At 72.5% G+C, this 8,313-nt stretch carries 12 protein-coding genes; 9 read left to right on the plus strand and 3 right to left on the minus strand.

Translation table 11 applies throughout. The annotated features are described in order from the left end of the window. Both E1212_RS19485 and E1212_RS19490 read right to left on the minus strand, forming a co-directional pair. The gene (locus E1212_RS19485) at positions 1-1,140 is read right to left on the minus strand and encodes a lipid II:glycine glycyltransferase FemX (protein ID WP_131985487.1); all 1,140 of its coding nucleotides are present in this window, start codon (positions 1,138-1,140) and stop codon (positions 1-3) included. A 40-nt stretch (positions 1,141-1,180) separates the two neighbouring features. Next, positions 1,181-1,789 (minus strand): YceI family protein, encoded by a 609-nt coding sequence (locus tag E1212_RS19490; RefSeq protein WP_131985489.1) that lies wholly within the window; start codon positions 1,787-1,789, stop codon positions 1,181-1,183. Positions 1,790-1,865: 76 nt separating this feature from the next. Between E1212_RS19490 and E1212_RS19495 the strand changes: the two genes are divergently transcribed. Beyond that, entirely contained in the window at positions 1,866-2,372 is a 507-nt protein-coding gene (locus tag E1212_RS19495) for a MarR family winged helix-turn-helix transcriptional regulator (RefSeq protein ID WP_131985491.1), read from the plus strand. A 16-nt stretch (positions 2,373-2,388) separates the two neighbouring features. Here E1212_RS19495 and E1212_RS19500 read toward each other — a convergent pair whose 3' ends face one another. Then, complete coding sequence (locus tag E1212_RS19500; RefSeq protein ID WP_131985493.1) at positions 2,389-3,177, minus strand: deoxyribonuclease IV; 789 nt, start codon at positions 3,175-3,177, stop codon at positions 2,389-2,391. A gap of 59 nt (positions 3,178-3,236) precedes the next feature. Here E1212_RS19500 and E1212_RS19505 point away from each other — a divergent pair, with 59 nt between their 5' ends. From E1212_RS19505 to E1212_RS19540, 8 genes are all read left to right on the plus strand, one after another. After that, a complete protein-coding gene (locus E1212_RS19505; protein WP_131985495.1) occupies positions 3,237-3,662 on the plus strand; it encodes a hypothetical protein in 426 nt (141 codons plus the stop codon). Between the two features lie 191 nt (positions 3,663-3,853). Beyond that, positions 3,854-4,144, plus strand: a complete 291-nt coding sequence (gene rpsF / locus E1212_RS19510) for a 30S ribosomal protein S6 (protein ID WP_131985497.1) — start codon at positions 3,854-3,856, stop codon at positions 4,142-4,144. A 13-nt stretch (positions 4,145-4,157) separates the two neighbouring features. Beyond that, positions 4,158-4,679: a single-stranded DNA-binding protein gene (locus E1212_RS19515; protein ID WP_131985499.1), complete on the plus strand. Its 522-nt coding sequence runs from the start codon at positions 4,158-4,160 to the stop codon at positions 4,677-4,679. A gap of 123 nt (positions 4,680-4,802) precedes the next feature. Next, entirely contained in the window at positions 4,803-5,039 is a 237-nt protein-coding gene (gene rpsR, locus E1212_RS19520; RefSeq protein WP_026877935.1) for a 30S ribosomal protein S18, read from the plus strand. Between the two features lie 17 nt (positions 5,040-5,056). Continuing rightward, positions 5,057-5,503, plus strand: coding sequence for a 50S ribosomal protein L9 (gene rplI, locus E1212_RS19525; RefSeq protein ID WP_131985500.1), 447 nt, complete (start codon positions 5,057-5,059; stop codon positions 5,501-5,503). Between the two features lie 119 nt (positions 5,504-5,622). Beyond that, positions 5,623-6,204 (plus strand): TetR/AcrR family transcriptional regulator, encoded by a 582-nt coding sequence (locus E1212_RS19530; RefSeq protein WP_131985502.1) that lies wholly within the window; start codon positions 5,623-5,625, stop codon positions 6,202-6,204. Positions 6,205-6,306: 102 nt separating this feature from the next. Beyond that, the gene (locus E1212_RS19535; RefSeq protein WP_203417016.1) at positions 6,307-7,554 is read left to right on the plus strand and encodes a sensor histidine kinase; all 1,248 of its coding nucleotides are present in this window, start codon (positions 6,307-6,309) and stop codon (positions 7,552-7,554) included. A gap of 38 nt (positions 7,555-7,592) precedes the next feature. Continuing rightward, on the plus strand, positions 7,593-8,261 hold the full coding sequence (locus E1212_RS19540) for a response regulator transcription factor (protein WP_131985504.1): 669 nt from the start codon (positions 7,593-7,595) through the stop codon (positions 8,259-8,261). Positions 8,262-8,313: the final 52 nt, after the last annotated feature.

Consider the following 8,313-nt stretch of genomic DNA (forward strand, 5'->3'; position numbering starts at 1 on the left):
TCAGCTCCGGCGCTTCATGTAGAGGTCGAACGCAGAGTAGAGGACGCGCGAGAGCGGGAGGTCCCACTCGCCGAGGTACTCGACGGCGTGCCCGCCGGTGCCCAGCTTGAACCGGATGAGGCCGGCGTGGGAGTCGTCCTCGGACAGGGTGTCGGTGATGCCGCGCAGGTCGTAGACGGCGCAGCCCTCGGCCAGTGCGTCTTGCATCATGCGCCACTGGACGGCGTTGGAGCCGCGGACGTCGCGCTTGGCCGTCGTCGAGGCGCCGTAGGAGTACCAGGCGTGCGTGCCGACGCGGGTCATGGTGGTGGCGGCGACGAGGTCGCCGTCGTGGTGCGCGAGGTAGAGCCGCAGCCGCTCCGGCGCCTCTCCGGTCATGGCGGCCCACATGCCCTGGAAGTAGGAGAGCGGGCGCGGGGTGAAGCCGTCGCGCTGCGCGGTCTCGGCGTAGATCTCGTGGAACGCGGGGAGGTCGGCCGCGGTGCCGGTGGAGACGACGACCCCGGACTTGTCCGCCTTCTTGATGTTGCGCCGCCACAGCTGGTTGAAGCCCTTGAGGACGTCGTCGGGCGTGCGGCCCTCGAGCGGCAGCTGGAACACGTGCCGCGGCTGGCCGGCGGCGAACCCGCCGGTATCGGCCGGCGGGCGCCAGCCCAGTGCCGTCAGCTGCTCGGCCAGCGCGGTGCCGGCGGCCGTGGTCTCGTCGGCCGGCACGTCGCGCAGCCGGGTGACGCCGGGGTCGGCCAGGGCCTCCTTGAGGGTGGCGTTGGACCACCGGCGCGTGACCACCATGGGGCCCATGCGCAGGCCGAACGCGCCCTGCGACTTCACGTGCTCGGCCAGCGGAGCCAGCCAGCGCTGCAGGTCGCCGCCGGTGGCCGCCGCCTCCCAGTCGATGCTCGGCCCCTCGGGGACATACGCGAGGTAGCGGCGGACCCGCGGCGCCTGGCGGTACAGCACCAGCGCCACGCCGACCAGCTTGTCGCCGTCGAACCAGCCGACGGACCGCGACCGCCAGTCGCGCTTGACCACACCCCACGCCGGAGTCTGCAGGAAGCTGACCGAGGGCCGCTCGGCGATCGCGGCGAGATGCTGGTCGCTCGCGATCTCTCGGACGGCGAGGGCGGGGCTGCGAGTCACGGGCCGAGGTTACCCGCTCCGGGTGCGGACCCGAGAACGATCACGAACGTCCGGGAGTGTCCGGTTGTGCCGGCCGGATGAACTCGGCGTCGATCTCGAGGACGACCTTCCGGCCGATGAGGACGCCGCCGGTCTCGAGCGCCCGGTTCCAGGTGAGCCCCCACCGCTCGCGGTCGATCTCGGTGCGCGCGGACAGGCCCACGACCTGCGCTCCCCACGGGTCGAAGCCGACGCCGTCGAAACTGGCCCGGAAGTCGACCGGCCGCGTGGTGCCGCGGATGGTGAGGTCGCCGGCCAGCACGAACTCGTTGCCCTGGACGTGCGCGATGCGCGTGGAGCGGAACGTCAGCTCCGGGTGGTGGGCGACGTCGAAGAAGTCCGCGGAGCGCAGCCGCTCGTCGCGGTCGTCCTCGCCGGTGGCCAGGCTCGCCGTGCCGACGACGACCTCGACGTGCGACGCGGTGGGGTCCTCGCCGATTGTCAGCGTGGCCCGGACGTCGCCGAACCGGCCACTGATGCGCGTGACCATGAGGTAGCGCACGGCGAACGTGACGTCGGCGTGCGCGGGGTCGAGCGTGAAGACGCCGGCCGCCGGCACGGTGAGGCCGTTCCACGGGTGCAGGTTGCGGGCGGCGTGTGCCTCGGCCATCGAGTGCCCTTTCTCTGGTCTCCACGGTTCAACGTTCAATATTTTGCGCCGTCAACCATTGTTAGCATCAGCATCTATGGCGACCACGCGAATCATCGACGACGACCGGCTCACCGCCGTCGGGCTGCTCGTCGAGGTGCACCGGGGGCTGACCAACAAGTTCGCCGCCCGCCTGGCCCAGCACGGCCTGTCCGAGAACGAGCTCGAGATCCTGCTCCGGCTCGGGCGCACCCCCAACTGCCAGCTGCGCATGAGCGATCTCGCAGCACAGACCAGCCTGACCACCAGCGGCGTCACCCGCGTGGTCGACCGGCTGGAACGCGCCGGCCTGGTGGCCCGGGCCAGCTGCGACACCGACCGCCGCGGAACGTGGGCGGTGCTCACCGACACCGGCCTCGAGCGCGTGACCGCCGCCGTGGCCGACCACATCGAGGACGTCGACCGCTGGTACACCGGCCTGCTCACGCCGGAGCAGCTGACCGGGCTGACCGACGCGCTGCGGATCGTGCGCGACACCGTCCGGCCCGAGGCCGTGGCGGGCATCGCCGAGGCCGCCCGGGCCAGGACCCACGTGGGCGTCTGACCGTCCGGCGGCACCGCTAACCGGCCTTGACGTGGTCCAGCAGGTAGGCGACGTCGTCGTCCTGGCCCTCGAAGGGGGTCTCGACGATGGCGTCGGTGCCGGCGGCCTCGATGACGGCGACGATGGCCTCGCCGCCGATGCTGCCGGTGCCGATGGTGGCGTGGCGGTCGGCTCCGGAGTCGAACGGGTCGCGGCTGTCGTTGGCGTGCACGAGGTCGATGCGCCCGGTGATGGCCCGCGTCTTGTCGACCATGTCCTCGGGCGCGATGCCGGCCGAGAACGCGTGGCAGGTGTCGAGGCAGAAGCCGAACCCGAACTCGCCGACGGCGTCCCAGAGCGCGGCCAGCCGGTCCAGCTTGCGGGCCATGGCGTAGTCGCCGCCCGCGGTGTTCTCGATGAGCACCGGCACCTTGGCGTCGAGCCGCTCGGCCGCCTTGCGCCAGTTGTCGACGCCCGCCTGGGGGTCGTCGCCCTTGAGCACGTGCCCGCCGTGGACCACGAGGCCCGCCGCGCCCACCTGGGCCGCGAGGTCGACGTGCTGCTGCAGGATCTTGCGGCTGGGGATGCGAATGCGGTTGTTCGTCGTGGCGACGTTCACCACGTACGGCGCGTGCACGTACACCGTGAGCCCCGCGCCCGCGGCGTCGGACTTCAGCGCCTCGGCACCACCGGGGTAGGCCAGCTTGGGCGCCTTCCAGTCCTGGGGGTCGCCGAGGAAGATCTGCACCGCCCCGGCACCGGTGGCCTTCGACGTCGCTATGGGGTCGCCCTGCTTCACGTGGGCACCGATGCGCTGCACAGCCATGGCCCAGACGCTACCGCGCCACTCCGACACCCCGACCGGTCCCCGTAGGCTCACGATCGATGTCCGATGAAGCCAGGTGGCGCGAGCAGCGGCGCGAGGCGATCCAGGCCCATGCCGACGCGCTGGCGCGCAAGCAGGCCGCCGAGACGCAGCGGGCGCGGGCCCTCGTCGCCGAGTTCGTCGCCGCCATGAGGTCCGCCGGCATCGAGCCCGGGCCGCTGCGAGCGCGCGCCGGCGAGGGCGCCGTCACCTATCGCACTGGGCTGCGCGGCTGGTACGTACGTCGCAACCGGGCCATGGCGGTCGGCGAGGACGGCGCGTTCTACCTCCTCGATGTGCCGCGATCGGCCGCCGCCCGGCTCGCCGGCGTGCGGGTGGCACCGTCGGACCCGCCGCTGCAGGTGGGGGTCGGTGCGCGCGACGGCGAGTCGATGCCGCTGGAGCGGCTGCTGCGGCAGCGGCTCGAAGCCGGGTCCGATTTCTGACGGTTTCCCGCGCGCAGAAGAAGCGCAGGTCAAGGCCTGTGGACAACCGAATCGGCGTTTCGGCGCATCGCTGGTAACCTTGCCTGCGGCCTGGTCATGCACGACCTGTGTGCATCCGACCGGGCCATCGACGTTCAGCCCTCCTGCCACGGAGAGACCGTGGCCGCGAAGACCACAGGAGGTGATCCGGCATGCGTCGCTATGAGGTCATGGTGATCCTGGACCCCGAGTCCGAGGAGCGCACCGTGCAACCCAGCCTCGAGCAGTACCTCGGGGTCGTGCGTGAGTCCGGTGGCTCGGTCGAGAAAGTCGACATCTGGGGCCGCCGCAAGCTCTCGTACGAGATCGGCAAGAAGAGCGAGGGCATCTACGCGGTGCTCGACGTCACGTGCGAGGCCGACACCGTGGCTGAGCTCGACCGCCAGCTCGGGCTCTCCGAGTCGGTGCTGCGTACCAAGGTCGTTCGGCCAGAAGCCCACTGAGAGGGATTCGTTCATGGCAGGCGAGACCGTCATCACGGTCGTCGGTAATCTCACCGACGACCCTGAGCTGCGTTTCACGCCCAACGGTGCGGCGGTCGCGAACTTCACCATCGCGTCCACGCCGCGCACGTTCAATCGGCAGACCAGCACCTGGGAGGACGGCGACGCGCTGTTCCTGAGGTGCTCGGTGTGGCGGCAGGCGGCCGAGAGCGTCGCCGAGTCGCTGCAGCGCGGCATGCGCGTCATCGCCCAGGGCCGGCTCCGCCAGCGCTCGTTCGAGACGCGCGAGGGCGAGAAGCGCACGGTCATCGAGATGGAGGTCGACGAGATCGGCCCGAGTCTCCGGTTCGCCACGGCCAAGGTCACCCGGACCCAGCGGTCCGGTGGTGGCGGCGGCGGTGGCGGCTACGGCGGTGCGCCTGCCGGCAACGACCCGTGGGCCACTCCGCCCGGCGGCGGTGCGCCGCAGCAGGGCGGCGGCAACGACCCCTGGAGCGCCCCGTCCGGCCCGCCGGCCGACGAGCCCCCGTTCTGATCACCAGGTAACAGCGTTCCCGAGCGGCTCTGGAGGCCGCTCAGCACGGGAGCGCGCCCGACAACCCATCCCGGTCAGCCGCGTCAGCGAGGCGACCGGGCTCCCCGAAGGAGGAGCACCACGATGGCTAAGCCCCCGCTGCGCAAGCCGAAGAAGAAGGTTTGCGCCTTCTGCAAGGACAAGGTCGACTACGTCGACTACAAGGACACCTCGCTGCTGCGCAAGTACATCTCCGACCGCGGCAAGATCCGGGCCCGTCGCGTCACCGGCAACTGCACCCGCCACCAGCGCGACGTCGCCACGGCCATCAAGAACGCGCGCGAGATGGCGCTGCTGCCGTACACCTCGACGGCTCGCTGAGAAGGGGAGAGGACGCCATGAAGCTGATTCTCACCCAGGAAGTGCCGGGTCTCGGCGCGGCCGGCGACGTCGTCGAGGTCAAGGACGGCTACGGCCGCAACTACCTCGTGCCGCGCGGGTTCGCGATCGCGTGGTCCAAGGGCGGGCAGAAGGAGATCGACTCCATCCGCCGCGCCCGGCAGGCCCGCGACTTCGCCGACCTCGACTCCGCTCGTGCGGTCAAGGCGCAGCTCGAGGGCACGTCGGTCCAGCTCGTCGCCAAGGCCGGCGACACCGGCCGGCTGTTCGGCGCCGTCACGTCGGCCGACATCGCGACCGCGGTCTCCGCGTCCGGTGGCCCGGCCATCGACAAGCGGCGCATCGAGGTGGGCAGCCCGATCAAGACGGTCGGCTCGCACCGCGTCACCGTCCGGCTCCACCCGGACGTCGCGGCGAACGTGACCCTCGAGGTCGTCCCCGCCTGAGGTCTCACCCACCACGGGCCCGCGGCTTCCTGGCTGCGGGCCCGTCGTGCTGTGGCACCCGGCCCGATCCGGGTACGTTCTGGACGTCGACCCGAACGCCCCCACCGGAGCACGCCCGCATGCAGGACAGTCAGCTCGGCAGCACCAGAGCACGCATCCAGCGCGTGGCCCTGGAGCTGTTCGCCGAGCGGGGCTACGACAAGACGTCGCTGCGCGAGCTGGCCGAGCGACTGGGGATGACGAAGGCGTCGCTCTACTACTACTTCAAGAGCAAGGACGACATCGTCCGGAGCCTGGTCGACGACCTGCTGGCCGCCGTCGACGAGGTCGTCGACTGGTCCCGCGAGCGCGAGCCGTCGCCGCAGAACCGGCGTGAGCTCATCGAGCGCTACGGCGAGGCGGTCCGCGGGCGGGGCACGCTGCTGCGGTTCCTCATGGAGAACCAGCCGGCACTGCGCTCGCTCGAGGCCGGCGACGCGATGCGGGAGCGCATGCGCACGCTGGTCGACTTCGTCGTCGATCCCGCCGACCCGCTGCCGGTGCAGCTGTGCGGGCGCATGGCGTTCTACGCGCTGCACGGCGGGCCGGCCATCATGAGCGACGTCGACGCCACCTCCGAGGACATCTTCGACGCCGCCTGCGTCGTGGCGCTGTCGATGCTGCCCGACGGCGACGGCGACGGGCCGCGCCCGCCGGCCTGAGGAGGGCCGGTGCGCAGCGCCGAGCCATGGTGAGCATGGCTGGGGCCATGCCCGGCCCGACGATGGTCGGATGGCCCTGAGCGCACCTGCCACAATCGGGGCGTGGGAGCGCTCAGGACGATCGTCGCGCCGCTGGCCGGGCGTCGTCTCTTCCGCCGCGGCGTCCACCTGCTCCTCGGCGGCGTCATCCTGCTCCCGTACGTCCTGCTGATCGTCATGTTCGTCCAGCTGTTCACCGAGCCGGGGACGCCGTACGTGCCGGCCGGGGTGCTGGCGGCGGTGACGTTCGTCATCGGGACGGTGCCGCCGTTCCTGCCGGCCATGCGGGCGCTCGAGATCACCGCGACGCGCAGCCTGCTCGACGTCGACCTGCCCGACCCGGTGGCCGACCCGCCGTGGGAGACGCGGCTGTTCGGTGCCGGGTGGTACGTGCTGCACCTGCTCTGCGGCGGGGTGGCGGTCTCGGCGATCCTCGTCGCCTCACCCACGGCGGTGCTGCTGGTGGCGCGCGGACTCGGCTTCGACGACGGCCGCGGCATCGTCGGCCTGCCGGTGCTCGACGGCGTCGGCGGGGTGTGGGCGGTCCTGCTGGGGCTGGGCGTGGTCGTCGCGACGGCGTATCTGGTGGCCGGCATCGGCGCGCTGCTGGCGTGGTTCGCCCCGCTGCTGCTGGGACCGTCGCCGGCCGAGCTGCGGCTGGCCATGGAGATCCAGGCGCAGGAGTTCGCCGAGCGCAACCGGCTGGCCCGCGAGCTGCACGACTCCGTCGGCCACGCGCTGACGGTCACGACGCTGCAGGCGGCGGCCGCGCGCCGGGTCCTCGACTCCGACCCCGAGTTCGCCCGCCGCGCGCTGGTCGCCGTCGAGGAGGCCGGCCGCACCGCCATGGAGGACCTCGACCACGTGCTGGGTGTGCTGCGCGCCGGCACCGATGCGGAGCTGTCGCCGCAGCGCACGCTGTCCGACCTGGACCGGCTCGTCGACGACACCCGGACCACGGGCATGGACCTCGAGGCCACCGTCGACGGCGACCTCGCGGCCGTCCCTGCGGTGCTCTCGCGCGAGGCCTACCGGATCGTGCAGGAGGGCCTGACCAACGCGGCCCGGCACGCGGCGCACGTCCCGGTCCGGCTGCACGTCGCGGCGACCGAGACCGGCGTCGACATCGAGGTGACCAACCCGCTGCCGGAGGATGCGCCGGCGCGGCGGCCGCGGGCGAACGGCGGCCGCGGCCTGCGCGGCATGCGCGAACGGGTGCGGCTGCTGCGCGGCGAGCTGTCCGCGCGGGCCGCCGACGGGGTGTGGCGGGTGCGTGTGCACCTGCCGGCCCGGACGGGAGACGGCCGGTGACGGACGAGCCCCAGCTCCACGGCCGACCACGAGGTCCCATGCGGCCGCGAGTCCCCCAGGGGACGACCATCACCGTGCTGCTGGTCGACGACGAGCCGCTCGTCCGGGCCGGGCTGCGCGCGATCATCGACGCCGAGCCGGACCTGCGCGTCGTCGACGAGGCCGGCGACGGCGCCGAGGTGGGGCCGCTGGTGGCGCGGTGGCGGCCCGAGGTGGTGCTGATGGACGTGCGGATGCCCGCGGTCGACGGCATCCAGGCGACCCGGCTGCTCAGCCGCCGCGACGACCCGCCGCGCATCCTCGTCGTCACGACCTTCGAGAACGACGACTACGTCTACGAGGCGCTGCGGGCCGGCGCCCACGGCTTCCTGCTCAAGCGGGCCCGGCCCGAAGAGATCGTGCAGGCGGTGCGGCTGGTCGCCCGGGGCGACTCGCTGCTGTTCCCCGCCGCCATCCGCCGGCTGGCGGCGGCGCACGGCGGACCCGGTGGCGGCGCGCTGGCCGACGCCGGGCTGAGCGAGCGCGAGGCCGAGGTGCTGCGGCTGGTCGCGGCCGGTCTGTCCAACGCCGAGATCGCCGCGGAGCTGGTCGTCGGCACCGAGACGGTCAAGACGCACGTCGGCAACGTGCTCACCAAGCTGGGCGTCCGCGACCGCACGCAGGCCGTCATCGCCGCCTACGAGTCCGGGTTCATCAGCCCCCGCTGACGTCCACCCCGAGTCGACCGACTCGGTGGAGGGCGGGGAACGGTCCCTCGGG

This window comes from Jiangella ureilytica (assembly GCF_004348545.1).
GTDB classification, from domain to species: Bacteria; Actinomycetota; Actinomycetes; order Jiangellales; family Jiangellaceae; genus Jiangella; species Jiangella ureilytica.